Here is a 24,961-nt window from a genome sequence, read left to right on the forward strand (position 1 = left end):
AAGAGCGGAGAGGTTCAGGGATGGTCGACGTCACGCCTCATGGAGCAGATTTCATTCCGGCCGCGGAAGTGGCGGAGGTGGAACTCTATCACCCGCACAGCTGGTGGACGAGATACGTCTTTTCACAAGATGCCAAGGTCATCGCCATCCAATATGCCGGCACGGCGCTGTCCATCGGGCTCGTCGCGCTGGTGCTGTCCTGGCTGATGCGCCTGAAGCTTGGCTTTCCCGACACTTTCGCGTCCATCTCGCCGGACATGTATTATCAATTCATGACCATGCACGGCATGATCATGGTGATCTACCTGTTGACCGCGCTGTTCCTTGGCGGCTTCGGCAATTATCTCATTCCGTTGATGGTCGGCGCGCGCGACATGGTGTTTCCCTATGTCAACATGCTGAGCTACTGGATCTATCTGCTTGCCGTTTTGGTGCTCGTCGGCAGCTTCTTTGCGCCGGGGGGACCGACAGGCGCCGGTTGGACGCTCTATCCGCCGCAGGCCATTACCTCGGGCACGCCCGGCGGACAGGATTGGGGCATCATCCTGATGCTCGTGTCGCTGATCCTGTTCATCATCGGTTTCACCATGGGCGGCCTCAACTATGTGGTGACCGTGCTTCAGGGTCGCACGCGCGGCATGACGCTGATGCGCCTGCCGCTGACCGTCTGGGGTATTTTCACCGCCACGGTCATGGCGCTGCTGGCCTTCCCGGCGCTCTTCGTCGCCTGCGTCATGATGCTGTTCGACCGCGCGATCGGCTCGAGTTTCTTCATGCCGGCGATCGTGGAAATGGGCACCACCCCACTACCGCACGATGGCGGCAGCCCGATCATGTTCCAGCACCTGTTCTGGTTCTTCGGCCATCCTGAAGTCTACATCGTGGCGCTGCCTGCCTTTGGCATCGTCTCCGACCTCATCAGCACGCATGCGCGCAAGAACATCTTCGGCTATCGCATGATGGTGTGGGCGATCGTCAGCATCGGCGCGCTCTCCTTCGTCGTCTGGGCACACCACATGTATGTCTCGGGCATGCATCCCTATTTCGGCTTCTTCTTCGCCACCACCACGCTGATCATCGCCATCCCCACCGCCATCAAGGTCTACAATTGGGTGCTGACATTGTGGCGCGGCGACATCCACCTGACCATCCCGATGCTGTTTGCGCTCTCTTTCATCGTCACCTTCGTCAATGGCGGGCTGACCGGGCTGTTCCTCGGCAATGTGGTGGTCGACGTGCCGCTGTCGGATACGATGTTCGTCGTCGCGCATTTTCATATGGTGATGGGCGTGGCGCCCATCATGGTGGTATTCGGTGCAATCTATCATTGGTACCCCAAGATCACCGGCCGGATGCTCAACGAGGCGATGGGCCGCTTCCACTTCTGGGTGACCTTCATCGGTACCTACATGATCTTCTTCCCGATGCACTATATCGGGCTGGTCGGCGTGCCGCGCCGCTATCCCGAACTCGGCGATACGGCCTTCGTCCCGCCTTCGGTGCATACGCTGAACGAGTTCATCACCGTGGCCGCGCTGATCGTCGGCTTCGCCCAGATGGTGTTCCTGTTCAACCTGCTGTGGAGCATTCGTCATGGGCGGCCAGCAGGCGACAATCCGTGGCGGGCGACGACGCTCGAGTGGCAGACGGCCGGCACGCCGCCGCCACACGGCAATTTCGGCAAGGAGCTGCCGGTGGTCTACCGCTGGGCCTATGACTATAGCGTGCCCGGCGCGCCGGAAGACTTCATTGCACAGAACGATCCGCGTCCATTGACGCAAGGCGGCCCCGCATGATCGCGATCCTGATCTTCCTGGCCGCCGTAACCGGCGTTGTCGGCTGGTGGCTGTCGCGCCAGCGGCTGATGTCCAAGCCGTGGCTCGAGGCCGGGCCGGTCACGGCGTTTCCGCAGACGGAAGCGTCGCTCATGCATCCGGCCAAGATCGGGCTCGGCGTGTTCCTTGCCGTGGTCGGCGCGCTGTTCGCGCTCATGATCAGCGCCTATGTCATGCGCATGGACTATGCCGACTGGCAGGCCGCTCCGGCTCCGAGGCTGCTGTGGCTCAACACCGCCATGCTGGTGCTGGCGAGCTTGGCGCTGCAAGGCGCGGTGTCTGCCGCGCACAAAGCCCAACTGGACAATCTCCGACTTGCCCTTCTCGCCGGCGCCCTGGCATCGTTGGCGTTTCTGGCTGGGCAATTGCTCGCCTGGCGCGATTTCGCCGCCGAAGGCTATTTCGCGACAGAGAACCCGGCTGCCAGCTTCTTCTATCTCCTGACCGCGATGCACGGCCTTCACATCATCGGCGGATTGGTGGCGCTCGGCCGGGTCAATGTGCGCGCATGGCGAGGCGTCCGGTCCGGAAGCCTCGTTCTGTCGACCGAGCTCTGCGCGATATACTGGCACATCCTGCTTGCCGTCTGGCTGGTGCTTTTTTGCGTGCTCATGGGCTGGGCGGATAACGTGATCGACATCTGCCGGGGGCTCTTGACCTAGACGGCCGCGCGCCGGGCCGTACCCACGGAGGCCATACCCAAGGAGGAAATGCTCATGGCCGAAACCACGCTGCAACACGCCGCACCGGTCGCTCCGCGGCCGCCAGGCCTGCGCGGCATCGCGGCCGACTGGTCATCCGACCAGAGGGCGTTCAAGAACGTCTCCTGGGGCAAGGCCATGATGTGGATCTTCCTGCTCAGCGACACGTTCATCTTTGGCTGCTTCCTGTTGTCCTACATGACCGCGCGCATGTCGACGACGGTGCCTTGGCCCAACCCGAGCGAGGTTTTCGCCCTGCACATGTTCGGCCAGGACATTCCGCTGATCCTGATCGCGATCATGACCTTCGTGCTGATCTCGTCGAGCGGCACGATGGCCATGGCGGTCAATTTCGGCTACCGGCACGATCGCAGGAAGACCGCGGCGTTGATGTTGCTCACCGCCGCTCTGGGTGCGACCTTCGTCGGCATGCAGGCTTTCGAGTGGACGAAGCTCATCACCGAGGGCGTGCGGCCCTGGGGAAATCCCTGGGGCGCCGTGCAATTCGGTTCATCCTTCTTCATGATCACCGGGTTCCACGGCACCCATGTGACCATCGGTGTGATCTTCCTGTTGATCACCGCGCGCAAGGTGTGGCGCGGCGACTTCGAAGCCGGCGCGCGCGGGTTCTTCACCAGCCGGCGCGGCCGGTACGAGAGCGTCGAGATCATGGGGCTCTACTGGCACTTCGTCGATCTGGTGTGGGTATTCATCTTCGCATTCTTCTATCTTTGGTGAGGTGGAGCGATGGCACAGGCAGAAGCGCAGGAACAAGGGCTGCAAGGACACGCTCCCTCGCAGGCGGTGGGACACGCGGAAGGCCAGCAGCACCCGATCAGGCTCTATCTCGTCGTCTGGGGCTGGCTGTTCATCCTCAGCGCCGGCTCCTACAGCATCGACTATTTCGGCCTCCAGGGCCATCTCAGATGGGGCCTGATCATCACCTTCATGATGCTCAAGGCCGGGCTGATCGTCGCCGTGTTCATGCACATGGCCTGGGAGCGGCTGGCGCTTGCCTATGCGATCCTGGTGCCGCCGCTGCTGATCCTGGTGTTCGTGTGGATCATGGTTCTCGAGTCCGGTTACACCGAACTGACCCGTGTCCTGTCATTCGGCATGGGGCCATAGACGGCTCGTCGGATCGCGTTTCTTCGTTGACAGGAAAAATGACGGGAGGACAATGGTTGCCACGTTCTCAGACGCGTCCCACCTCCAACAGAAAGGCGCCTACGATGACGATCGCAAGGAAACTCCAGGACTATATTGCCGGCAGGGGCATCGCCTACGATACCGTTGCCCACCACCGAACCGCGACCAGCAGCCAGACGGCGCAGGCAGCGCATGTTCCGGGCCGACGACTCGCCAAATCGGTGCTGGTCCATCACGAGATGGGCTATGCGCTGGCGGTGGTTCCGAGCAGCCACCGGGTCGAGTTCAATACGTTGCAGGACGTGGTCGACAGACGCCTTGGCCTCGCTTCCGAAGATGAAATCGGCGAGGTGTTCAGCGACTGCGACATTGGCGCCGTGCCGCCCCTGGGCGCCGCCTATGGCGTGCCGGTCATTCTCGACGAAAGCTTTGGCGCCGAAGACGATGTCTATTTCGAAGCCGGCGATCACAAGACGCTGGTGCATGTCACGGGCGGCGACTTCCGCAATCTGTTGAGGGATGCGCGGGTCGCTCGCTTCAGCCATCCGGCGTGAACCAGGAGCGCCCGCCTCTTTACGGGGTGGGCGCCTCTCCTTCGTCGGATCAGCTCCCTTTGCGTGTTTTTGCCTTGGCTGGGGCAGGGGCTGGCGCCGGTTCGATCAGCTTGCGGTAAAGGTGCCAGGTCGAATGGCCGAGCACGGGCAGCACCACGGCCAGGCCGACGAGCAGCGGCAGCGAGCCGAGACCCAGCGCAACGGCGACGATGAGACCCCACAGCAGCAGCGGCACCGGGTTCGTCATGACCGCTCGCGCCGAAGTCTCGACAGCCGCGTAGGCGCCGATGTCGCGGTCGAGCAGCAGCGGGAAGGCGACGACCGTGGTGCTGAGCACGACAAGGGCAAACAGAAAACCGATGAGGTTGCCCAGAATGATCAGCGTCCAGCCGCGCTGCGTGGTCAGCACATCCGCGATAAAGCTGAAGAACGATGCCGGCGCGGCGTCGCCATAGAGGTAGGCATAGAGCGCGCGCGCGGTTACCAGCCAGGCGATGAACAGCACCCCCAGCATGATCCCGAGAGCGGCGATAGCCGGCATGGCGGGCGATTTTCGGACGTCGAAGGCATGTCGCCACGACGCGTCGAGTTGCTGTTCGCGCCGGCGGCTGATCTCGTAGAGGCCAAGCGCGGCGAAGGGGCCTAGAAGCGCGAAGCCGGTCATCAGTGGATAGACGAGCTGAAGCGCGTTGCCGCCGGAGCTCCAGGTGATCAGCACGATGCCGGCAACCGGATAGATCAGGCATAAAAAGACGTAGTGCGAAGGTTTTTCCCAAAAATCGTCAAATCCCCGGCGAAGCGCGTCAAAAACATCCGCAACCCCTATCCGGCGGATAGCGGGATGTTCGAGCTTGCTGCCGGTGCCTGCTGCGTAGACATGGAAATTTGCCATGACCATTCCCTCCAGGATCGGGCCCGGTTCGGTCGCGGTTTTCGGTGCTGCCGTCTGCGTGACTGGCCACGCGAAACCGCGACCTGCACCGCCGGTATCATAGCATTGTTCCCCGGCCTTGTCGCGTTCGGCCGCCCGGTCTGCAACCTAAATACCGTTTGATGCGTTACCGTGCGCGGCATTGAAGCGCGTGGGGTCGAAAAGGGGGCGTGCGACCCGCTAATTTTAGCTTTATGCATGTCGCTGTCCCAAAATCGAGGTTACTTTCGGGCGACATGCGCTAGCATCCACGGCGCGGACGGCGCCGATTTGAGGGAGGAGAATGCCATGAGACTGAACGCGGCCCTTCTTGCGATTTCATTTATCGCGACCACCCCGGCCTTTGCAGCGGGCGATGCCGACGCCGGCAAGAAGATCTTCACCAAATGCATGGTCTGCCATGAAGCGACGACCGACAGGGACAAGATCGGTCCATCCTTGCATGGCGTCATCGGCCGAAAGGCAGGTTCGCTGCCGAGCTTCCAGGCAAAATATTCCGACGCGATGAAGAAGGCAGGTGCGGGCGGCCTGGTCTGGGACGAGGCCAATCTCGCTGAATACATCAAGTCGCCGAAGACAAAGGTGCCCGGCAACAAGATGCCCTTCGCCGGGCTCCCGAACGATGCCGACGTCGCCAATGTGATCGCCTACCTGGAAGCCGCCGCCAAGCAGTAGAGGCTGGCGGAACTGGGATGCCTGAGCCTTTGCTGGACTCGGAGGCGGGTGATGCTTGCCGAGGCCGTAGCGAATTCATGCCAGACTGATACGAAAGTTGCCGCACCCGAGGCGATCGGGGCGGACCTTTTCGAAGGGCTTCGCAACACTCCCCAATGCGCCCCGATGTTCCGTTTTTACGCGGGGCAAAGCGCGCGCGCGGCCTCAGACACAATTCAGAAATAAATCAGAAAAACTCCAGAAATCGTTCGGGCGTAGAATTGGCTGGAGAGGGTTTCATCGGCTGCCGCACTGCGGCACTTGTTCGGATTGGCGACAAGCGATGCAAAGGTTCTCGATCAGCTTGATGAGTGCGTTGCTCGGCATTTCGCTCGCTACCAGTCCGGTCGAAGCTGGCGAGGCAAAGGTTGCGGCGACCCGAACCGAGCGCTGCACCAATCTCAGCCGCCAAGTTGACGAAGCCCTCGAAACCCATGCCGCGTCAACGCAGGTCACCGCGGCGAAAGCGCTGCAAAGAAAGGGAAATCGGTTCTGCGCCAATAAGAAGCAGGCACAGGGAATCCGAATGCTCGCAAATGCTGTGAAGCTGCTTGGCGTGACGCCGATCGATCCGGATGCAGTGAAAACCGACCTGCATAGCAAGGAGAAAAAACCATGAACAAGTCCCTTCTCTCCGCCCTCGGTCTCGCCGTTGCGCTGGCTTTGTCGATGCCAGCTCCCGGTACCGCCGCCGCCACCAAGACGACCGCTCCAGCTGCGACCGCAACGACCACCATGACCAAGGCGGCAACGACTGCGAAGCCGCACGCGAAGAACGTTACGACCAAGAAGGCTTGCAAGCCGACGAAGAAGCACAAGTGCCCGGTTAAGCACAAGAGCCCGGTGAAGCACAAGAAGCACACCGCGAAGACCGCGGCATCCAAAAAAGCCTATTAACACCGCTATGCCATGAGAAGGCTGTTCCATCTGCATTCGGTTGGAGCGGCCTTTTTCTATGGCGGCCGACGCGGAGCGGCCCATTGGCTCCCCGGCTGCTTCGGGGGACGCCCTTTGCGAGTTGCTCACGGCGCCTCCTGGGCCGATTTGACTGGCTCAGGGGCATTGGATCGTCAGACGCCAAGAAACAACTGCATCCGGTTCCGTTGAACCTCCCGATTTTGCACTTAGACCGGGATCGTAGTGAACGGTCCGGCGTTGAGAAGCGCTGCCTAGCCTACGGAAAGTCCAATGACTCGCATCGCAACGTTCAACGTGAACGGCGTCAACAGCCGCCTGCCGGTGCTGCTCAAATGGCTGAGTGAAACCACGTACGACATTGTCTGCCTTCAAGAGCTAAAGACATCCGACGACAAGTTCCCTGCTGATGCGATCCTGGACGCGGGTTACGGCGCGATCTGGCACGGGCAGAAGTCTTACAACGGTGTAGCTATCCTAGCTCGAGGGACAAAACCACTAGAACGTCGGCGAGGTCTGCCCGGGGATCCAGACGACACTCACAGCCGCTACATCGAGGCCGAGGTGAATGGGCTTGTTGTGGGTTGTCTCTACCTGCCCAACGGCAACCCGGCGCCAGGTCCAAAATTCGACTACAAGCTCCGCTGGTTCGATCGCCTGATCAGCTACGGCCAGCTGCTAGTCACAGACGGCGCTAGCATTCTCTGCGGCGACTATAACGTCGTTCCAACCGCAATCGACGCCGTGGTGCCCGGACGATGGCTAGGGGACGCGGTGTACTTTCCGGAGAGCAGGCAAGCCTACGCCGAAATGCTGGGGAATGGTTGGATCGATGCCGTCCGGCGCATCCACCCCGAGAAGGGCATCTACACATACTGGAACTTCTCATACCGGGGCGGCTACGATCGAAGTTCCGGCCTCCGAATGGACCACCTGCTCGTGAGTCCTTCCCTTTCGGACAAACTGCGCAATGCCGGGGTGGACGTCGAATTGCGCGCCTGGGAGAAGCCAAGCGACCATGCGCCAGCTTGGATCGAGCTCGATTGAGTACTAAAGCAATTACAGGAATTATGCGTTTGCGTAACGCAAAGAGTTAGAGTGGTCGGGGTTTGGTGGTAGAGGCCTCGTCCGCTGCGCGGCACCGCCCCTCACTCCCCCGCCGGGCTCTTCACCGGCCGCCGTGCGCGCGTCGCCCGCTTCGCCTTCTTCGCACTCGCCAGCTCGTGCATGGCATCGAGCTGCATCTGCTGCATCTCCGCCAGCCGCGTCCATTGGCGCGAGATCAGGTAGTCGAGTTTTTCGTGCAGATGGCGCACTTCGAGCTCGGCCTTGAGGTTGACGCGGTAGTCGTTGAAGGAGCGCAGGCGGTCCTTCACCTCCTGGCGCTTCTGGCTCATCATGATGATCGGCGCCTGGATGGCGGCGATGCAGGAGAGCAGCAGGTTCAGCAGGATGAAGGGGTAGGGATCGAAGGCGCCGGTCGTGCCTTCGAACAGGTTGATGCCGATCCACACCAGAAGCACGCTGCCGAACGAGATCAGGAACCACCAGCTGCCGCCGAAGGCGGCCATGCCGTCGGAGACGCGGTCGGCGAACGTCCGGTGCTCCTCGAATTCTTCTTCGCTGTTTTCCGAAATCGTGTCCTGCCGGGCGATCGATTCCACCACCTGGCGGTCGAGCTCGGAGAATTCGCCGTGCTCCTGCTGCAGCAGCTCCTCCATGTAGCGCATGCGGTAGCGGCCGAGCTCCTCGCGGCTGATGCGGGCGCCCTTGGGCAGGTCGGGGTGGTCCGAGTGAATGCGGTCGGCGAGACTCGGGCGCAGCGTATCGATGCGCACAAGGTCGCGCTTGCGGAATTTGCGGCCCGAGATCGCCGATGGCTTTTTCTTCGGCTTCAGCCGCGATGTGCCAGGCCCTGACGGTTCGGAATCCGGCACTTCGGGCGTATCGAAATGCTCGTCGGAAACGCCGTGCAGATCCGCTTCGGTGGTCGGCGCCTCGAAATATTCGCCGCCGCTGTCGTTCTCATTGTCGGCCGACTTCTGCTCGGATGCCTTGGGAACGGTGCTCATGATGGGCTCCTGCTGTCGTGCTTAGTTTAGAATACGCCATCGCGGTGGGGCATATCCACCATCGGATTCCGCAGCCTATGCCACGTCTTCCGCACGATTGCGTGACAGTCGCAAGACAATAGCCGGCTGCGGGGTGCAGCGGAGCAGGATCCGCACCGTCGCGGCGCCCCGAGGTCGCGGCATGGATCCTCGGGTCTGCGCCACATCGCTTCGCTCCTTGCTCCGCCGTGGATGACGAAGAGATGGGGAGGCTCCCCACCTCACTGCTGTTCGGCGAACATCAGCCTGGTTTTGGTGTCGGCCATGGTGGGCGACAGGCTGCGCTGGATCAGCGCTTCGACATGGTCGTTGCGCTGGCGGGCGCTGTCGGCGCCCATCACTACCACGATCAACTGGCGGCCGTCGGCGTCGTAGGAGGTGACGATGTTGAAGCCGGAGGCCCTGATATAGCCGGTCTTGATGCCGTTGACGCCGCGCACGCGACCGAGCATGTCGTTGTGGCCGCGTACCAGCCTGCCGCGGAACATGAAGTCGCTTTCGGAGAAATAGTGGAAGTGCTGCGGGAAGCGTCGCTGCAACGACATGCCGAGCACCGCCATGTCGTGCGCGGTCGTCATCTGGCCGTCGTCGGGCAGGCCCGACGCGTTGCGGAAGGTGGTGCTGCTCATGCCGAGCTGGCGCGCCTTGGAGGTCATCATGGCGGCGAACTGGTCCTCCGAGCCGCCGAGATATTCGCCCACCGCCACCGCCACGTCATTGGCCGATTTGACGACGATGGCGCGGATGGCGGAATCGACGTCGATCGTCTCGCCGCGCCGGAAGCGCATCTTGGTCGGCGGCTGCGAGGCGGCGTGGTCGGAAACCGGGATCTGCGTCTCCTTGGTGACGCGGCCCGTCTCCATCGCCTCGAACAGCAGATAGAGCGTCATCATCTTGGTCAGCGACGCCGGATAGCGCTGCGCCGTCGAATTGACCTCGAACAGCTGCTTGCCGCTCCGTCCATCGACGACGATGGCCGCGTATTTCTGCGGCGGTGCCGGAACGGCCAACACGCTGTCGGGCGGGGTTATGGTCGAGCAGCCGGCAACCATGGCCGCCAGGGTGAGGGCAGCCAGGATTTTCTGGAAGAGCGGAAAGAGACGCGAAAAGGACAAGGGCTGGACTGTTCTGGCAATGCTGTTGCTGAGATAAGGCGAAGCTAACGTAACGCGGCGGATGCGTCCATTTGGTTAATGCCGGTTAGGCCTGGGAATGTCGAGTGCGGCACGACCTGTGTTTCCTCGCCCTGCCGAAGGCGGGGGAGAAGTGGCCGCGTAGCGGCCGGAGAGGGGCTTCGTAGGGCGCTAGTCCCGAAAGGAAATCTGCTTCACGTTCGACAATACATCCCTCCACCCTGATGCAAAATGCCTGACGCTGCGCTTGCGCAATCCACACGGAACGGGTTCTGTTCGCACCGTCAGATTCGGGTGAGAGCACCATGGATACAGTCACGATCAACGCCAAGGGCATCTCGGTTTCGCTCGACCTCACGGTCGGCCACATCGCCGACATGGTCATTGAAAGTAACGGGCGCCGCTTGCGGCCACTGCACCGCGCACCCTGGGTCGACGCCGGCGAGATGCTGCCTCCTGACCTGCCGCAGGGCACCGTCCGGCTCTCCGGCGACTTTCTCTGCGCGCCGTTTTCGCGCAGCGATGTCGAGGAGGCGCCGCTGCATGGCTGGCCGGCGAACAGTGCCTGGGATGTGGTCGACAGCGGCGCCACGGATGGCGGATGGCGCGCCGTCCTCCGGCTGCGCCACAAGGTGATGGGTGCCGGCGTCGACAAGATTTTCACGCTGCGCGACGACCATCCCTTTCTCTACCAGGAACATGTGTTTTCCGGCGGGTCCGGCGCGATCTCGGTCGCCCACCACCCGATGACGGCGATGAAAGGCGGCGGCAGGCTGGCGTTCTCGCCGAAGCGGTTTGCCGCCACCCCGGCCGATCCGCTGGAGCCGGACCCCGGGCGCGGCCGCTTCATGCTGGCGTATCCGGCGCGGTCGTCCGACCTCGCGCATTTTCCCGCTGCCGGCGGCGGCACGCTGGATCTCACGAACTACCGCATAGAGCACCGGCGCGAGGATTTCCTCACTCTGGTCGAGGCCGACCATGGCGGCCCGGGCTGGACCGCGCTTGCCCGCCACGCCGAGGACGATCTGGTGCTGGTGCTGAAGAACCCGGCCGAACTGCCGGTCACCATGCTGTGGTTCAGCAATGGCGGGCGCGACTACGCGCCGTGGAGCGGCCGCCATCTCGGTGTGCTCGGCATCGAGGATGGGCGCACGGCGATTGGCCACGCCGCCTCGCTCGGCGACAACTGGCTGAAGCGCGAAGGCGTGGCGACGGCATTCGCGCTTGACGAGGACCGCGGCGTCTCGTTCCGCCATGTCATCGGCGCGTTACCGCTGTCGGGCGGCGAGCCACCACGGGAGATCACCACGGCGGATGGCCGTCTGCGGTTGGCTGGCGCGGCGGCATCGGAGGTCCCGTTCGACAGCGAATTCCTGCGCATCGGCCTGCCAGCGGCACGCTGAAGGGCAAAGCCGTAAGGATTAATCGCATTCGCCAGCGCTGACTTCCACGCCTGTTCGCTCTAAATCGTGCAAATCGCGGTTTGAAATTTCCAGCGACCGCCGACAAGATGCGTCTGAAATCGTGCGGAAGGAGCCAAAATGTCCGAAATCGCCCACCTCGCCGCCACCATCTTCAAGCGCGCCGGCAAGGCGAAGCGCTTCATCGTCGCCATCGCCGGACCGCCGGGCGCCGGCAAATCGACATTATCGGCAAGCCTGCATGACCTTTTGCCGGAAGGCGCTGTGGAAGTCGTGCCCATGGATGGCTTCCACTATGACGATATCGTGCTCGACGCGCGCGGCCTGCGCGCGCGAAAGGGCGCGCCCGACACGTTCGACTTCGGCGGCTTCGAGGCGCTTCTGAAGCGCATCCGCGCCGGCGAGCCCGAAATCGCCATTCCGGTCTTCGACCGCGACATGGAATTGTCGCGCGCCGCCGCGGCGATCGTCGGTGCCGAGACCAAGTTCATCCTGGTCGAAGGCAATTACCTGTTGCTCGACGAGGAGCCTTGGTCGCGGCTGGCGCCGCTGTTCGATTTCTCGATCTTCGTCGACGTGCCGCGCAATGAGCTCGAACGCCGCCTGATGGAACGCTGGCACGAGCATGGCCGTTCCGAAGCCGACGCGCGCGCCTGGATCGCCTCCAACGACATGCCCAACATCGAACGCGTGCTGGCACGGCGCCGGGCGGCCGACCTGGTCATTGGGGTTTAATCTCGATCAACCTGTTTAATTTTCGGTATTTTTCGACGGGAACCTTAAGACTTACAAGGCGTTATCCCGACCAGGCAATCATGCCAGAAGAGGGATTCCGTCCGATGGCAACCAAAGCAAAAAAGCCCGCCAGGGGCAAGTCAGCCCAACCGAAGGCGCCGCAATCGACAGCCGGCGCCGGCCCGGCGGTCGCCCAGCGCTCCAAGGATACAAAGGCCTTCGGCAAGGCGCCGCCGAAGAAAGTCGTACCAGGCGGCGCGCCGAAAGTGACCGCGCCGAAAGCGGCTGCCAGGACAGCCCAAACGAGGAAGCCGGCCGCAGGCGGCTCGAAGGTTCGCACGGCGGCCAACATTGCCGCTGGAGCGGTCGTAGCCACGGCGCGAGGCGTGGCGTCCCTCGCCGCCTCCGTGGTCGGCAAGGGCGGATCCAAGGCGAAAGCAAAGTAGGGCCGCGTTCCCCGTCGGGCCGGCGGGGTTCAGCTCCGCGCCGGAATGGTCAGGCCCTTCTGCACTGCCGGCCGCGCCAGGCCGCGCTCCAGCCACGCTGCCAGATTGGTGAAATCATCGAAGCCGACCAGATCGCGCGCCTCGTAAAAGCCGATCAGGTTGCGCACCCAGCCGAGCAGCGAGATGTCGGCGATGGTGTAGTCATTGTCCATGATCCACTTGCGGCCCTTCAGCCTGACGTCGAGAACGCCGAGCAGGCGGCGCGATTCGTCGCGGTAACGCTCCAGCGGCCGCTTGTCGGCGATCTCGCGGCCGGCGAATTTGTGGAAGAAACCGACCTGGCCGAACATCGGCCCGACGGAGGCCATCTGGAAGAAGACCCACTGGATCGTTTCGTAACGCCGCGCTCCATCCGCTGGGATGAGCAGGCCGGTCTTTTCAGCGAGGTAGAGCAGGATGGCGCCGGATTCGAACAGGCCGATCGGCGCGCCGTCAGGGCCGTTGGGATCGATGATCGCCGGAATCTTGCCGTTGGGATTGAGTGACAGGAATTCCGGAGTCCAGCTCTCGTTCTTGCCGATGTTGATCAGGTGCGGCTCATAGGGCAGGCCGAGTTCCTCCAGCGCGATCGAAATCTTCACTCCGTTCGGCGTCGTTGCCGAATAGAGCTGAATCCGGTCCGGATGCTTCGCTGGCCAACGGGTTGCGATCGGAAAGGCGGACAAGTCGGCCATCGAGAACTCCTGAGCGGGGGGATTTGCGCCAAGCGGCGCGGGGTCGGCGGGTCTGCCAAGAATTAGCTAGGGCTGCGGTCGGATGGGATCAATATGGCGGCGACGCTTTCACCATGCACGGATAGTCAACCGTTCCGGACCGCCTGGGGCAGGTGGTGACCGACCGGGACGGTGGTGACTGCCCGGGGAGGTAGTAACCGCCCGGGAGGTAGTAACCGCCCGGGGCAGGTAGTAACCGCCAGGATTAGATGGCCTTGAAGGCCAGCACCGCATTGGTGCCGCCAAAGGCAAAGCTATTGCTGATGGCGGCGCGCACCTTGCGCTCGCGCGCGACATTCGGCGTCACGTCAAGATCGCAGTCGGGATCGGCCTCGCGGTAATTTGCCGTCGGCGGCACAACGCCTTCGCGGATCGCCATGACGCAGGCGATCATCTCCAGCCCGCCCGAGGCGCCGAGGCAATGCGCATGCATCGACTTGGTCGAGGAGACGGAGAGCGCCCGCGCATGGTCGCCGAAGACGCGCTTGATCGCGGTGGTCTCGATCTGGTCGTTGGCCTTGGTGCCGGTGCCGTGCGCGTTGAGGTAGTCGACATCCTCGGGATTGAGCCCGGCATCGGCCAGGCAGAAGCGCATCGCCGCTTCCGGTCCCTCGACGGTAGGCGCGACTATGTCCGAGGCATCGGCCGAAAGGCCGGCGCCGGCGATCTCGGCCAAAATGGTGGCGCCGCGCGCCATCGCATGGTCGTAGCTTTCCAGAACCGCCATGCCGGCACCCTCGCCCAGCACCAGGCCCTGGCGGTCGGCAGAAAATGGCCTGCACGTGTCGGGCGACAACACACGCAGTGCCTCCCAGCCCTTCAGCACGCCCCACACCAGCGGCGCCTCGGTGCCGCCGGCCACCATGACGTCGGCGCGGCCGAGCCTGATCTGGTCGACCGCCGAGGCGATGGCATGATTGGCCGACGAACAGGCCGAGGTGACGCCGAACACCGGTCCGCGCAAACCCAGATGCATGCTGATCTGGCCGGAGGCGGCGCCCGGCATGACCCTGGGAACCGTGAAGATGCCGGCGCGATTCTTGCCCTCGATCAGGATGGCGCGATAGTTCTCCTCGACCGTCTCGAACCCGCAGACGCCAACACCGACAATGGTTCCCATCCGATAGGTATTGTCCGCATGCGGGACCAATCCGGACTGCCGCATGGCTTCTTTCGCCGCGATCACCGCCAGCAGGCTGAAGCGATCCATCGACACCAGTTGCTTGCGCTCGATGCCGTGATCCGGCAGCGCCTTGATCTCGCAGCCTGTCTTGACCTTCAGGTCGTGCAGGAAGGGATTGTCGATCGGGCCGATCGCCGACCGGCCGGCCCGCATCTCGGCCCAGATTGCCTGCGCATCGGTGCCCAATCCGCACAGCCCACCGATGCCGGTAATGACGACACGCTTCAGCATTCGGTCAGGCTTTTTTCGCGATCAGCGCGCGAACGGCCTCGACCATGTCGCCGACATTCTTCAGATTGCTCCAGGCATCGACCGTGTTCATCTCGATCTCGATGCCATATTGCTCCTCGAGGTCGAAGATGATCTCGGTCAGCTCCAGCGAATGAATGCCCAGCGCCGTCAATTCGGTCGTGGTGGTGATTTCCTCGCCGCCAGGCTCGGCATGGGCCTTGATCTTTTCGATGATGTCCGTTGCCAGCTGGTCAGCCATTCGGTTTCTTCCCCACTTGTCGTTTCCGACGCTGAACAGCGCCTTCTTGTCCTCGATATCAGGCCGCGATCTTCGCCTTCTACCCCCGCCAAGCGTCGCCTGACCGTACCAAGGTGGTTCCCTCTATAGAAACGGAAACGCCATCAAGCAACAAGCTATATGTCGACAAAAGCGCCACAGTGCTTAACCTGACGGCGTGGATACGATCGAAAATACGAAGTTCTCGGGCCAGCTGGCCCAGCGCGCGGCGGGCAAGGCGCAGCTTGGTTGCGCCTGTATCGACGGACGCACGCGGCTGCGGCGCCTCTATCAGGACGGCTCCGCCAAGATAAGGCTGCCGGCCGTTTCGGCCGGACCGCTGGAGGCCGTCCTGATCAATACCGCCGGCGGGCTGACCGGCGGCGACCGCCTCGGCTGGGATGTCGACGTCGGCGCGGATGCCAGCGCCACGATAACGACCCAGGCCTGCGAAAAGATCTATCGCGCCGCGTCGGACCATGCCGAAGTGCGGGTCAAGCTGACCGTCGGTCAGAACGGCAGCATCGCCTGGCTGCCGCAGGAAACCATCGTCTTCGACCGCGCCGCGTTTGTCCGTACGTTGGATGTCGAGCTTGCCGTGGGGGCCGAGGCGCTGGTGCTGGAAGCGGCCGTCTTCGGCCGCCTGGCCATGGGCGAACGTGCCGCGCAGGGCACCTTTCGCGACCGCTGGCGTATCCGCAGGGAAGGAATTCTCATTCATGCCGAGGATTTCCGCATCGGCCCCGATATCGCCGACACTCTGGCCCGTCCGGCGACATCAGGCGGTGCGATCGCCGTGGCTACGCTGCTGCTGGTGTCGCCGCGCGCGGAGGCCTTGCTCGACCCGGTTCGGGAGATCATTGGCGACCGGGGCGGCGCCAGCGTCTGGACAGTGAAGACATCTGGCAAGCTTCTTGCGAGGCTTTACGCCGGGGACGGCTACCATCTGCGCCGGCGGCTGGTCCCGCTCGTCGAATTGCTCAACGGAAGGGCGGGGTTGCCCAAATTATGGTCACTGTGACTGTGGCCGCATCATTTCAGGAAGACGCATGAACCTGACGCCAAGGGAAAAGGACAAGCTGCTGATCGCCATGGCGGCGATCGTGGCGCGCAAGCGACTCGAGCGCGGCGTCAAGCTCAACCATCCGGAAGCGATCGCGCTGATCACCGATTTCGTCGTCGAGGGCGCCCGCGATGGCCGCCCGGTGGCCGAGTTGATGGAGGCCGGCGCCCATGTCGTCAGCCGCGCGCAGGTCATGGAAGGCATCGCCGAGATGATCCATGACGTGCAGGTGGAAGCGACATTCCCCGACGGCACCAAGCTGGTGACCGTGCACGAACCGATCCGGTGAGGAGAGAAAATGCTGGAGCTGCGCCCGAACTGCGAATGCTGTGACAAGGATCTGCCGCCCGAAGCGAAGGATGCGCTGGTCTGCACCTTCGAGTGCACCTTCTGCGCCGGCTGCGTCGAAAACGTGCTTGGCGGCGTCTGCCCAAACTGCGGTGGCAATTTTACAGCCCGGCCGATTCGCCCGGCCGCGATGCTGAAGAAATATCCGGCTTCGACCAAACGCGTGCTCAAGGCCGAGGGCTGCGGCCCCCGCAGGGCCGCCTGACACCGCAAACGAAAGGCAAGTAAAATGATCCCTGTCAAACGCCTGTGCCTCTCGGCGATCCTGCTCGTGGCGGCCGCCGTGCCTGCCTACGCCCATGTCGGCATTGGCACGACATCCTCCTTCATGGCCGGCTTCACGCATCCGCTGTCGGGTCTCGACCATATGACGGTGATGCTCGCTGTCGGTCTGTGGGCGGCCCTCAAGGGTGGCAAGGCGATCTGGGCCTGGCCTGCGGCGTTCGTCGCCGTCATGCTCGGTGGCGCGGCCCTTGGTATGGCTCATATGCCGTTGCCGTTCGTCGAGCCGGGCATACTGGCCTCCGTCGTGGCGGTTGGACTGCTGGTGGCGTTGGCGGTCGATCTGCCCGTTTCGGCCGGTGTCGCCATCATCGGTCTGTTCGCGCTGTTTCACGGCCACGCCCATGGCACGGAAGTGCCGGAAAATGCCGGCGGGCTCGAATATATGGCCGGCTTTGCCATCGCCACCGTGCTGCTCCATGCAATCGGCATCGCCGCTGGTCTGAGCCTCGGCCTAAGGTTCCGCGGTGTGGCCCGTATCGCGGGTGCCGCCTGCGCGGCGATCGGCGTCGGCCTCGCCTTCGGCGTCGTGTGAGGTCCCATGATCCCCGGCGAAATCATCTCTGCTCGAGGCGACATCGAACTCAATGAGGGTCTGCCGACCGTCACCCTGAAAGTCGCCAACAGTGGCGACCGCCCGGTCCAGGTCGGCAGCCACTACCATTTCTTCGAAACCAACGAGGCGCTGAAATTCGACCGCGAGAGCGCGCGCGGCATGCGCCTCGACATCGCCGCCGGCACCGCCACGCGCTTCGAACCGGGGCAGGAACGCGACGTCACGCTGGTGCCGCTCGGCGGCAAGCGCGAGGTCTATGGATTTCAGCAGAAGGTGATGGGCAAGCTGTGAGGGCGTCTCATGCCTGGTGCGCAAGGCCGGCCAACGGCTTCGGGGCAAACCTGAAAGCAAACGATGCCTTCGGCTCAGCCAGACGGTTTGGCGGCCGCATAGATGACGATCTTTCCGGGATCGTCGAACTCGACGGCGAGAACGTCCTCGGCAAGCACGCGCCGCGACTCGATGGCATTGAAGAGCAGGGCGTTGGCTTCGATCTCCTTGCGCAGTTCGGTAACATCGTCCTGATGCTGCCGGACCTTGTTCTCGATGGCCGGTGGCGGACCGCCTTCGCTGCGCGCGGCGTCGGTCAGGAACACGATATCGACCTTGTCGAGCTTGGATGTCTTGCGCACCGTGCTGATGTTTTCGCGCGTGCGGTCGATCGCCGAATTGACCTTTCCGATCTCGGCGGTCGTCTTGGCCTCTTCCTGGTTGACTTGCGAGCCGACGATGCGGTCGACGGTCTCCGGACTTTGAAGGCCCTGCGCGTTCAGCGCCGCCGGGGGGAGACTCACCACCAGAAACGCAGCTGCGGCAACGGCGTGCAGCCAACGGACATCGGGCAAGTTGGTGTCGGTCATCGTCCACTTTCGCGGTTTGTTTCGACGCTCAGGAAACGAAACGACTCCGGCTCTGCCACGGTTCCCGTCACGATTCGGCGGGCGGACCGGATACCGGCCCGCCACGCCGGGTCTTTAACTCGCTTTCTTGGTGATCAGGGTCAGCGCGCCATTCGGCTCCATGCTGGCCGCGACCACTTGAGCCGAGGTCATTCCCTTGGCCTGGAGGGCGGATTTCACCTTGGGGGTGGCGTCGATCGAACTGCGCAGTTTCTGCAGGCCTGCGTCGCCACGCTGCGCGATCACCTGGTTGACCTGCGTCTGCGTGTCCTTCGGCAACTCGCTGATGTCGATGACGTTGACGCTCTGGATCGCCGGCGCGGCCTGCTGACCGCCAGGGGCGGCTGGAGCCGGCGCGCTTGGAGCGGGCTGTTGCGCGGGCTGCTGCTGGGCACTGGCGGCACCAACCAGCATCAGGGTGGCGGCAGTTGCAAGAACTATCGTTTTGCGCATGGATTTTCCTTCCATCGTTTTGGCAAACGGTCGTTTTGGGGTGGCGCCCCAACCTCAACCGCCAAATGGGTTCAGAAGGTGTCGCCGAGCGGGTCATTGCGTGACTATTGGATGGCGACAATGTGTAGCTGGGCTTCGATCACACCGCATTTCGGGAGCAATCGCTGATGGCCAGACTAACCCGTGCCGCCTACGCCCAGATGTATGGCCCGACCGTTGGCGACAAAGTGCGGCTTGCCGACACCGAGCTGATCATCGAGGTCGAGAAGGATTTCACCATTCATGGCGAGGAGGTGAAATTCGGCGGCGGCAAGGTCATTCGCGACGGCATGGGCCAGAGCCAGGTTTCCCGTGCTCAAGGCGCGGTCGACACCGTCATCACCAACGCGCTGGTGATCGATGCCAGCGCCGGCATCTTCAAGGCCGATATCGGCCTCAGGGATGGCCGCATCGCGGCAATAGGCAAGGCCGGCAATCCCGATACGCAGGATGGCGTCACCATCATCATCGGTCCCGGCACGGAAATCATCGCCGGCGAGGGCAAGATCCTCACCGCCGGTGGCTTCGACGCGCATATCCACTTCATCTGCCCGCAGCAGATCGAGGAGGCGCTGATGTCGGGCATCACCACCATGCTCGGCGGCGGCACCGGCCCGGCGCATGGCACGCTGGCCACCACCTGCACGCCGGGGCCATGGCACATGGCGCGCATGATCCAGTCCTTCGACGCCTTCCCGATGAATATCGGCCTGTCGGGCAAGGGCAACGCCTCTCTGCCTGCAGCACTCGAAGAGATGGTGCTGGGCGGCGCTTGCTCGCTCAAGCTCCACGAGGACTGGGGCACGACGCCGGCGGCAATCGACTGCTGCCTGTCGGTCGCCGACGACTACGACGTGCAGGTCATGATCCACACCGATACGCTCAACGAATCCGGCTTTGTCGAGAACACCGTGGCGGCCATCAAGGGCCGCACCATCCACGCCTTCCACACCGAGGGCGCCGGCGGCGGCCATGCACCGGATATCATCAAGGTCTGTGGCCTGCCCAACGTCATCCCGTCCTCGACCAACCCGACACGGCCCTACACGGTCAACACGCTGGCCGAGCATCTCGACATGCTGATGGTCTGCCATCATCTGTCGCCGTCGATCCCCGAGGACATCGCCTTTGCCGAAAGCCGCATCCGCAAGGAGACCATCGCGGCCGAGGACATCCTGCACGACATAGGCGCCTTCTCGATCATCTCGTCGGACAGCCAGGCCATGGGTCGCGTCGGCGAGGTGGCGATCCGCACCTGGCAGACCGCCGACAAGATGAAGCGCCAGCGCGGGTCATTGCCGCAGGAGACCGGCGACAACGACAATTTCCGCGTCCGCCGCTATATCGCCAAATACACCATCAATCCGGCCATCGCGCACGGGCTGTCGAAGGAGATCGGCTCGATCGCGGTCGGCAAACGCGCCGACCTGGTGCTGTGGAATCCGGCCTTCTTCGGCGTCAAGCCGGATATGGTGCTGATCGGCGGCATGATCGCCGCCGCCCCGATGGGCGATCCCAACGCCTCGATCCCGACGCCGCAGCCGATGCACTACCGGCCGATGTTCGGCGCCTATGGCAAAGCCCGGACCAACTCGTCCGTGACTTTCGTCTCGAAGGCCGCGCTCGAATCAGGTTTGCACGGCAGGCTCGGCGTCGACAAGCAATTCGTCGCCGTCGAAAACACGCGCGGCGGCATCGGCAAGCACTCGATGGTGCTCAACGACGCCACGCCGCATATCGAGGTCGATCCGGAAACCTACGAGGTACGCGCCGACGGCGAACTCTTGACCTGCGAGCCGGCGACCGTGCTGCCGATGGCGCAGCGGTATTTTCTGTTTTGATAGGATTATCGCGAGCCATGGCCTTCGTTAAATGCGGCGGTGAGTAGGTTGTGCGGGGCTGTCCGAATAGGCCCACTCGTTCTTCGCGGACTTGGAAATCGTACGCTTTGGGAGCAATATGTCCTCAATGAACAAGATATTCCGCAAACAGCAATTGACGCCCTACGAGGCCGACTATGCTCAGTGGTGCGCCGAACAGGGCGCGCTGCTGCGCGAAGGTCGTCTTTCCGACATCGATCGTGAGAATGTTGCTGAGGAGATCGAGAGCTTGGGGCGGAGCGACAAAAGGGAAATTGCGAGCAGGCTCGGCACTTTGGTCCTTCACTTGCTGAAATGGGAGTTTCAGCCTGAGCAGCGCAAAACGGGCTGGTTGCTGACAATTCGGGAGCAACGGCTTCGGATTGCGGGACTGCTTGATGAGAGTCCGAGCCTCAGAACATATCCTGCGCAGGTGCTCGATCGAGAGTTCAAGATAGCAAGATTGAAGGCACAGGACGAAACAGGCCTGAGGGATCGGGATTTCCCTGTCGATTGCCCCTATGGGATCAAGGAAATTTTAGACGATGACTATTTCCCAGGATCACCGTGGTCTTCGGACAACCTTATGCGAGAATAGACAGATAGTGGTTCTGACGGACGTTCCATCCCCCGGCGAGCGTTCGTCATGGCCACCGAAATAGCCTCCGCCCACGACATTTTCCCGCATATCCGCATCGTCATGGGCATGGTGATCGGGCTTGGCGTCGCCCGTTTGCTGTCGGGGGTGGCGCGCATCGTCCAGCATCCTGGCCAGTACCGGCTCTATCCCGTGCATCTGGCCTGGGTCGCCTCGGTGCTGTTGATGCTGGTGCATTTCTGGTGGTGGGAGTTCGGCCTCTACGCCATCGAAACGTGGACCTTCGGCAAATATCTTTTCATCATTTTCTACGCCATCACGCTGTTCCTGCTCTGCGCGATGCTGTTTCCGGACTCGATGCTCGACTACACCAGCTACGAGGATTTCTTCTATTCGCGCCGCGCCTGGTTCTTCGGACTGCTGGCGGCGACCTATCTGCTCGATATCATCGACACGCTGTTGAAAGGTCCCGAGCATTTCGCCCGCTTCGGCAACGAATATCTGTTCCGCACGCCGGTCTTCGTCGCGTTTTGCATCGCCGCGATCCTGGTGCGCGACCGCCGCTTCCACATCGCCTTCGTCGCGGCCGCGCTGATCTATCAGATATCGTTCATCCTGCGGCTCTTCGACACGATCGTATGAGATCGGCCGATGATCTAGAGTTCCGGGGAAAGGCAGGTTCAATGATGTACAAGGCCGTCGGATCGCGTGGCTCCCGGGTCAGTCGCGTCCTCTGGATGCTGGAGGAGCTCGGGCAGCCCTATGAATTCGTCGAGGTCAAGCTACGCTCGCCGGAAGCCTATGCGCTCAATCCGTCGGGCAAGGTGCCGATCCTCATCGACGGCGAGCTGACGGTGACGGATTCGGCGGCGATCTGTGTCTATCTCGCCGACAAGCACGCCGACAAAGGCCTGGGCGCCAATCCTGGGATCGCCGGCCGTGCCGAGATGGATTCCTGGATGCACTTCGCACAGTCGGAGTTCGAGGCGCCGCTGTGGAACAAATTGCGCCACCGCTTCCTCTTGCCCAGGGAAGTGCGGGTCGATGTCGGCCCTGCCGCGGCCTTTGATTTTGCGTCGGAGGTCAAGGCGCTGGAGCGCAGGCTTGGCGACAAAACGTTTGCACTCGGCGACCGGTTCTCGGCCGTCGATGTGCTGCTTGGCGACATGGGCGGCTGGGCGCGTGCCGGCCGGTTCGCGATCGACTCCGACCGCGTCAACGCCTATTTCGACCGCGTGTTGTCGAGGCCTGCCCGTGCGCGGGCGCAAGCCAATGCATCGGCCCGAAAGTCGGAATCGATTTTTGGAAAGCACGATGCATAGATTCAAAGTATTAGAGCGTCCTTTGCGCGTCCAAGAGGACGCGCGGCGCTCTAAGGAGGCTCCATGAAATGAAGCTCAACATCAACACCGACTTCACCAAATTTCCACGCGCCGTCTCGGTGCTGCCCGCCGGCACGGCCGCGACCGTCGCGCCAACCGGCCGTGCGGTTCTTGCCCATGATGAGCGGCATCTGCGCCGCCGCGCCATCGAACTTGCCGACGGCAGCAAGGTGCTCGTCGACCTGCCCGAACCTGTCGCCCTCAACGACGGCGACCGGCTCGTGCTGGAGGATGGCGGCCATATCGAGATCATCGCTGCGCCCGAAGAGGTCTATGACATCCGTGCCCGCGACGCCGTACATCTCGCCGAGCTCGCCTGGCATATCGGCAACCGCCATCTCGCCGCCGGCATCGAGGCGCACCGCATCCTCATCCTGCGCGACCACGTCATCAAGGCGATGCTGGAGGGGCTCGGAGCCACGGTGCGCGACGTCTCGGAACCGTTCAAACCGGTGCGCGGCGCCTATTCCGACGGGCACGATCACGGCCATGCGCGTGCGCACGCCGAGGCGCACAGCCATGGCCACGGCGAATCCCATTCGCACAGCCACGCGCATTCGCATCACGATCATCACCATGACTGACCAGCCCTCCGGCATCGCCCTGCTGCGGCTGATGGCATGGTTGTCGCCGGCCTTTCCGGTCGGCGGCTTCGCCTATAGCCATGGCCTTGAGCGCGCGGTGCATGACGGACTGGTGAGCGACGGCGACAGCCTTGCTTCCTGGCTGGAGACGCTGGTCGAGATGGGTTCGGGCTGGAACGATGCCGTGCTGTTCGCAGAGAGCTGGCGCCGCGCCCGCGAAGGCGGCGATCTGGCCGAAGTCGCAGCACTGGCCGAGGCATTGGCCGGCTCGCGCGAACGCCACACCGAGACCATGCTGCAAGGTGCGGCCTTCCTCAAAGCGGCCGGCGCCTGGCCCAATGCCGCGCTGAAGCGCTTGCCGGCCGAATGCGCCTACTGCATCGCTGTCGGCACTGTTGCCGGCGGCAATGGCATTGCGCTGCGGGACGCGCTGTCCGCCTTCCTGCAGGCCTTCTTCTCCAACCTCGTCCAGGCCGCGATCCGGCTCGGCGTCATCGGTCAGAACGAGGCCACGACGCTGCTTGCCGGGTTCGAGCCGCTGGCGCTCTCGACCGCTGCCCGCGCGTCCCGCTCGACACCGGACGATCTCGGTGGCTGCGCCTTCATCTCAGACATCGTGGCGATGAAGCACGAAACCCAGTATTCGCGATTGTTCCGTTCATGATCCTCCTCGCCTTCGTCCTCTCATTCGTCCTGCTGCTGATCACGGCGCTGCATGTCTATTGGGGCATCGGCGGCATCTGGCCGGGCAGGGATGTCGCGTCCTGCGCCCACGCCGTCGTCGGCTTTCGCAGCGTCGACGAAATGCCGACGCCGTTCGCCAGCTTCGCCGTTGCCGCTTGCCTTGGCCTGGCAACGCTCTGGCCGCTTGCGCTCATCGGTTTCTTTGCCTCGCCCTTTCCAAAGGAGGGGCTCGCCGCCACGTCGATGCTAATCGGTTTGGTGTTCCTGGGGCGCGGCATCGCCGGTTTCACGCCCTGGTGGCGCCGGCTGGCGCCGCAACAGCCTTTCGCGCGGCTCGATACCATTCTCTATTCGCCGCTGTGCCTGCTGATCGGGCTTAGTTTCGCGGTCCTCGCCATCATGGAGTTTCCGGCATGACACAAGCTAACGGTCCTCTTCGCATCGGCATTGGCGGCCCCGTGGGTTCCGGCAAGACGACGCTCACCGAAAAACTCTGCAAGGCGTTGCGCGACGAGTTCTCCATCGCCGTCGTCACCAACGACATCTACACCCGGGAAGACGCCATGATGCTGGCCCGGCTGCAGGCGCTGCCGGAGGAGCGCATCGTCGGCGTCGAGACCGGCGGCTGCCCGCACACGGCCATCCGCGAGGACGCGTCGATCAATCTGCAGGCTATCGCCGAGCTGAACCGCAAATTCCCCGATCTCGACATCATCTTCATCGAATCCGGCGGCGACAACCTGGCCGCCACCTTCTCGCCGGACCTTGCCGACCTGACGCTCTATGTTATCTCGGTCTGCCAGGGCGAAGAGATCCCGCGCAAAGGCGGCCCGGCGATCACGCGCTCCGATTTCCTCATCATCAACAAGAGCGACCTGGCGCCCTATGTGAACGTCAATCTCGATATCATGGAGAGCGACGCCGGCCGCATGCGCGGTAAGCGGCCGTATGGCTTCACCGATCTTTCGCGCGGCAAGGGGTTGCAGGAGGTCATCGATTTCATCGTCGAGCACGGCGGATTGCGGACCGTGGGCGCCGCAAGCACGGCGGCATAGCTGGCCTTCTGCACCAAGCGAAAGCGGTTGCGGGCACCAGCGGAGCGCGG

33 protein-coding genes are annotated in these 24,961 nt (G+C 63.1%); 25 read left to right on the forward strand and 8 right to left on the reverse strand.

Annotation, left to right across the window (positions count from 1 at the left end):
* The first annotated feature begins 20 nt into the window (after window positions 1-20).
* The 5 genes from FJ970_RS02025 (at window position 21) to FJ970_RS02045 (ending at window position 4,239) form a co-directional block, all read left to right on the forward strand.
* On the forward strand, window positions 21-1,796 hold the full coding sequence (locus FJ970_RS02025; RefSeq protein ID WP_140757280.1) for a cbb3-type cytochrome c oxidase subunit I: 1,776 nt from the start codon (window positions 21-23) through the stop codon (window positions 1,794-1,796).
* The gene (locus FJ970_RS02030; protein WP_140757282.1) at window positions 1,793-2,497 is read left to right on the forward strand and encodes a cytochrome c oxidase subunit 3; all 705 of its coding nucleotides are present in this window, start codon (window positions 1,793-1,795) and stop codon (window positions 2,495-2,497) included. Before FJ970_RS02025 ends, FJ970_RS02030 begins: the two co-directional genes overlap by 4 nt.
* Window positions 2,498-2,551: 54 nt before the next feature.
* The gene (locus tag FJ970_RS02035) at window positions 2,552-3,274 is read left to right on the forward strand and encodes a heme-copper oxidase subunit III family protein (protein WP_140757284.1); all 723 of its coding nucleotides are present in this window, start codon (window positions 2,552-2,554) and stop codon (window positions 3,272-3,274) included.
* A 9-nt stretch (window positions 3,275-3,283) separates the two neighbouring features.
* A complete protein-coding gene (locus FJ970_RS02040; RefSeq protein ID WP_140757286.1) occupies window positions 3,284-3,664 on the forward strand; it encodes a cytochrome C oxidase subunit IV family protein in 381 nt (126 codons plus the stop codon).
* A gap of 104 nt (window positions 3,665-3,768) precedes the next feature.
* Window positions 3,769-4,239: an aminoacyl-tRNA deacylase gene (locus FJ970_RS02045; RefSeq protein ID WP_140757288.1), complete on the forward strand. Its 471-nt coding sequence runs from the start codon at window positions 3,769-3,771 to the stop codon at window positions 4,237-4,239.
* A 49-nt stretch (window positions 4,240-4,288) separates the two neighbouring features.
* Here FJ970_RS02045 and FJ970_RS02050 read toward each other — a convergent pair whose 3' ends face one another.
* Complete coding sequence (locus FJ970_RS02050; protein WP_140757290.1) at window positions 4,289-5,131, reverse strand: DUF2189 domain-containing protein; 843 nt, start codon at window positions 5,129-5,131, stop codon at window positions 4,289-4,291.
* Window positions 5,132-5,458: 327 nt separating this feature from the next.
* On the opposite strand from FJ970_RS02050, the gene FJ970_RS02055 reads away from it, so the two are divergent.
* From FJ970_RS02055 to xth, 4 genes are all read left to right on the forward strand, one after another.
* A complete protein-coding gene (locus tag FJ970_RS02055) occupies window positions 5,459-5,845 on the forward strand; it encodes a c-type cytochrome (RefSeq protein ID WP_140757292.1) in 387 nt (128 codons plus the stop codon).
* A 322-nt stretch (window positions 5,846-6,167) separates the two neighbouring features.
* Complete coding sequence (locus FJ970_RS02060; protein ID WP_140757294.1) at window positions 6,168-6,503, forward strand: hypothetical protein; 336 nt, start codon at window positions 6,168-6,170, stop codon at window positions 6,501-6,503.
* A complete protein-coding gene (locus tag FJ970_RS02065) occupies window positions 6,500-6,781 on the forward strand; it encodes a hypothetical protein (protein WP_140757296.1) in 282 nt (93 codons plus the stop codon). Before FJ970_RS02060 ends, FJ970_RS02065 begins: the two co-directional genes overlap by 4 nt.
* 291 nt (window positions 6,782-7,072) lie before the next feature.
* Window positions 7,073-7,846: an exodeoxyribonuclease III gene (gene xth / locus FJ970_RS02070; protein WP_140757298.1), complete on the forward strand. Its 774-nt coding sequence runs from the start codon at window positions 7,073-7,075 to the stop codon at window positions 7,844-7,846.
* Window positions 7,847-7,947: 101 nt separating this feature from the next.
* On the opposite strand, the gene FJ970_RS02075 is transcribed toward xth, so the two are convergent.
* Together FJ970_RS02075 and FJ970_RS02080 are read right to left on the reverse strand one after the other, a co-directional pair.
* Complete coding sequence (locus tag FJ970_RS02075; protein ID WP_140757299.1) at window positions 7,948-8,871, reverse strand: DUF1003 domain-containing protein; 924 nt, start codon at window positions 8,869-8,871, stop codon at window positions 7,948-7,950.
* Window positions 8,872-9,131: 260 nt separating this feature from the next.
* A complete protein-coding gene (locus FJ970_RS02080; RefSeq protein ID WP_140757300.1) occupies window positions 9,132-10,025 on the reverse strand; it encodes a D-alanyl-D-alanine carboxypeptidase family protein in 894 nt (297 codons plus the stop codon).
* A gap of 323 nt (window positions 10,026-10,348) precedes the next feature.
* Between FJ970_RS02080 and FJ970_RS02085 the strand changes: the two genes are divergently transcribed.
* From FJ970_RS02085 to FJ970_RS02095, 3 genes are all read left to right on the forward strand, one after another.
* Window positions 10,349-11,446: a hypothetical protein gene (locus tag FJ970_RS02085; RefSeq protein WP_140757301.1), complete on the forward strand. Its 1,098-nt coding sequence runs from the start codon at window positions 10,349-10,351 to the stop codon at window positions 11,444-11,446.
* 138 nt (window positions 11,447-11,584) lie between these two features.
* Entirely contained in the window at window positions 11,585-12,199 is a 615-nt protein-coding gene (locus FJ970_RS02090) for a nucleoside triphosphate hydrolase (protein WP_140757302.1), read from the forward strand.
* Between the two features lie 104 nt (window positions 12,200-12,303).
* Complete coding sequence (locus tag FJ970_RS02095; RefSeq protein ID WP_140757303.1) at window positions 12,304-12,645, forward strand: hypothetical protein; 342 nt, start codon at window positions 12,304-12,306, stop codon at window positions 12,643-12,645.
* A gap of 29 nt (window positions 12,646-12,674) precedes the next feature.
* Here the strand turns inward: FJ970_RS02095 and FJ970_RS02100 are convergent, their stop codons facing one another.
* From FJ970_RS02100 to FJ970_RS02110, 3 genes are all read right to left on the reverse strand, one after another.
* Complete coding sequence (locus tag FJ970_RS02100; protein WP_140757304.1) at window positions 12,675-13,379, reverse strand: glutathione S-transferase family protein; 705 nt, start codon at window positions 13,377-13,379, stop codon at window positions 12,675-12,677.
* A gap of 244 nt (window positions 13,380-13,623) precedes the next feature.
* Window positions 13,624-14,832 carry a beta-ketoacyl-[acyl-carrier-protein] synthase family protein gene (locus tag FJ970_RS02105; RefSeq protein WP_140757305.1) on the reverse strand — a complete coding sequence of 403 codons (1,209 nt, stop codon included), beginning with the start codon at window positions 14,830-14,832 and terminating at the stop codon, window positions 13,624-13,626.
* 4 nt (window positions 14,833-14,836) lie between these two features.
* Window positions 14,837-15,091: an acyl carrier protein gene (locus FJ970_RS02110; protein WP_027145432.1), complete on the reverse strand. Its 255-nt coding sequence runs from the start codon at window positions 15,089-15,091 to the stop codon at window positions 14,837-14,839.
* A gap of 196 nt (window positions 15,092-15,287) precedes the next feature.
* Here FJ970_RS02110 and FJ970_RS02115 point away from each other — a divergent pair, with 196 nt between their 5' ends.
* Genes FJ970_RS02115 through FJ970_RS02135 form a run of 5 tightly spaced genes read left to right on the forward strand, consistent with a single transcriptional unit; the run spans window position 15,288 to window position 17,649 of the window.
* The gene (locus FJ970_RS02115) at window positions 15,288-16,130 is read left to right on the forward strand and encodes an urease accessory protein UreD (RefSeq protein ID WP_140757306.1); all 843 of its coding nucleotides are present in this window, start codon (window positions 15,288-15,290) and stop codon (window positions 16,128-16,130) included.
* Window positions 16,131-16,158: 28 nt separating this feature from the next.
* Entirely contained in the window at window positions 16,159-16,461 is a 303-nt protein-coding gene (locus FJ970_RS02120) for an urease subunit gamma (protein WP_015314510.1), read from the forward strand.
* A 9-nt stretch (window positions 16,462-16,470) separates the two neighbouring features.
* Window positions 16,471-16,725 carry a DUF1272 domain-containing protein gene (locus FJ970_RS02125; RefSeq protein ID WP_140757307.1) on the forward strand — a complete coding sequence of 85 codons (255 nt, stop codon included), beginning with the start codon at window positions 16,471-16,473 and terminating at the stop codon, window positions 16,723-16,725.
* A 24-nt stretch (window positions 16,726-16,749) separates the two neighbouring features.
* Window positions 16,750-17,337 carry a HupE/UreJ family protein gene (locus tag FJ970_RS02130; RefSeq protein ID WP_140757308.1) on the forward strand — a complete coding sequence of 196 codons (588 nt, stop codon included), beginning with the start codon at window positions 16,750-16,752 and terminating at the stop codon, window positions 17,335-17,337.
* A gap of 6 nt (window positions 17,338-17,343) precedes the next feature.
* Window positions 17,344-17,649 (forward strand): urease subunit beta, encoded by a 306-nt coding sequence (locus FJ970_RS02135; RefSeq protein ID WP_140757309.1) that lies wholly within the window; start codon window positions 17,344-17,346, stop codon window positions 17,647-17,649.
* 74 nt (window positions 17,650-17,723) lie between these two features.
* Here FJ970_RS02135 and FJ970_RS02140 read toward each other — a convergent pair whose 3' ends face one another.
* Together FJ970_RS02140 and FJ970_RS02145 are read right to left on the reverse strand one after the other, a co-directional pair.
* On the reverse strand, window positions 17,724-18,218 hold the full coding sequence (locus tag FJ970_RS02140) for a hypothetical protein (protein ID WP_140757310.1): 495 nt from the start codon (window positions 18,216-18,218) through the stop codon (window positions 17,724-17,726).
* Between the two features lie 114 nt (window positions 18,219-18,332).
* Window positions 18,333-18,710 carry a hypothetical protein gene (locus FJ970_RS02145; RefSeq protein ID WP_140757311.1) on the reverse strand — a complete coding sequence of 126 codons (378 nt, stop codon included), beginning with the start codon at window positions 18,708-18,710 and terminating at the stop codon, window positions 18,333-18,335.
* A 167-nt stretch (window positions 18,711-18,877) separates the two neighbouring features.
* Here FJ970_RS02145 and ureC point away from each other — a divergent pair, with 167 nt between their 5' ends.
* The 8 genes from ureC (at window position 18,878) to ureG (ending at window position 24,911) form a co-directional block, all read left to right on the forward strand.
* Complete coding sequence (gene ureC / locus FJ970_RS02150; protein WP_140757312.1) at window positions 18,878-20,590, forward strand: urease subunit alpha; 1,713 nt, start codon at window positions 18,878-18,880, stop codon at window positions 20,588-20,590.
* Between the two features lie 127 nt (window positions 20,591-20,717).
* Complete coding sequence (locus tag FJ970_RS02155) at window positions 20,718-21,206, forward strand: DUF29 domain-containing protein (protein ID WP_140757313.1); 489 nt, start codon at window positions 20,718-20,720, stop codon at window positions 21,204-21,206.
* 48 nt (window positions 21,207-21,254) lie between these two features.
* The gene (locus FJ970_RS02160) at window positions 21,255-21,848 is read left to right on the forward strand and encodes a hypothetical protein (RefSeq protein ID WP_140757314.1); all 594 of its coding nucleotides are present in this window, start codon (window positions 21,255-21,257) and stop codon (window positions 21,846-21,848) included.
* A 44-nt stretch (window positions 21,849-21,892) separates the two neighbouring features.
* The gene (locus tag FJ970_RS02165; protein WP_140757424.1) at window positions 21,893-22,528 is read left to right on the forward strand and encodes a glutathione S-transferase family protein; all 636 of its coding nucleotides are present in this window, start codon (window positions 21,893-21,895) and stop codon (window positions 22,526-22,528) included.
* A 68-nt stretch (window positions 22,529-22,596) separates the two neighbouring features.
* Window positions 22,597-23,172 carry an urease accessory protein UreE gene (locus FJ970_RS02170; protein WP_140757315.1) on the forward strand — a complete coding sequence of 192 codons (576 nt, stop codon included), beginning with the start codon at window positions 22,597-22,599 and terminating at the stop codon, window positions 23,170-23,172.
* Window positions 23,165-23,836, forward strand: a complete 672-nt coding sequence (locus tag FJ970_RS02175) for an urease accessory protein UreF (protein ID WP_140757316.1) — start codon at window positions 23,165-23,167, stop codon at window positions 23,834-23,836. The genes FJ970_RS02170 and FJ970_RS02175 overlap by 8 nt, the downstream gene beginning before the upstream one ends.
* On the forward strand, window positions 23,833-24,273 hold the full coding sequence (locus FJ970_RS02180) for a DUF3995 domain-containing protein (RefSeq protein ID WP_140757317.1): 441 nt from the start codon (window positions 23,833-23,835) through the stop codon (window positions 24,271-24,273). Before FJ970_RS02175 ends, FJ970_RS02180 begins: the two co-directional genes overlap by 4 nt.
* Entirely contained in the window at window positions 24,270-24,911 is a 642-nt protein-coding gene (gene ureG, locus FJ970_RS02185; RefSeq protein ID WP_140757318.1) for an urease accessory protein UreG, read from the forward strand. The genes FJ970_RS02180 and ureG overlap by 4 nt, the downstream gene beginning before the upstream one ends.
* The last annotated feature ends 50 nt before the right edge of the window (window positions 24,912-24,961 follow it).

Origin of the sequence: Mesorhizobium sp. B2-1-8, assembly GCF_006442545.2 — a bacterium.
GTDB lineage: Bacteria > Pseudomonadota > Alphaproteobacteria > Rhizobiales > Rhizobiaceae > Mesorhizobium.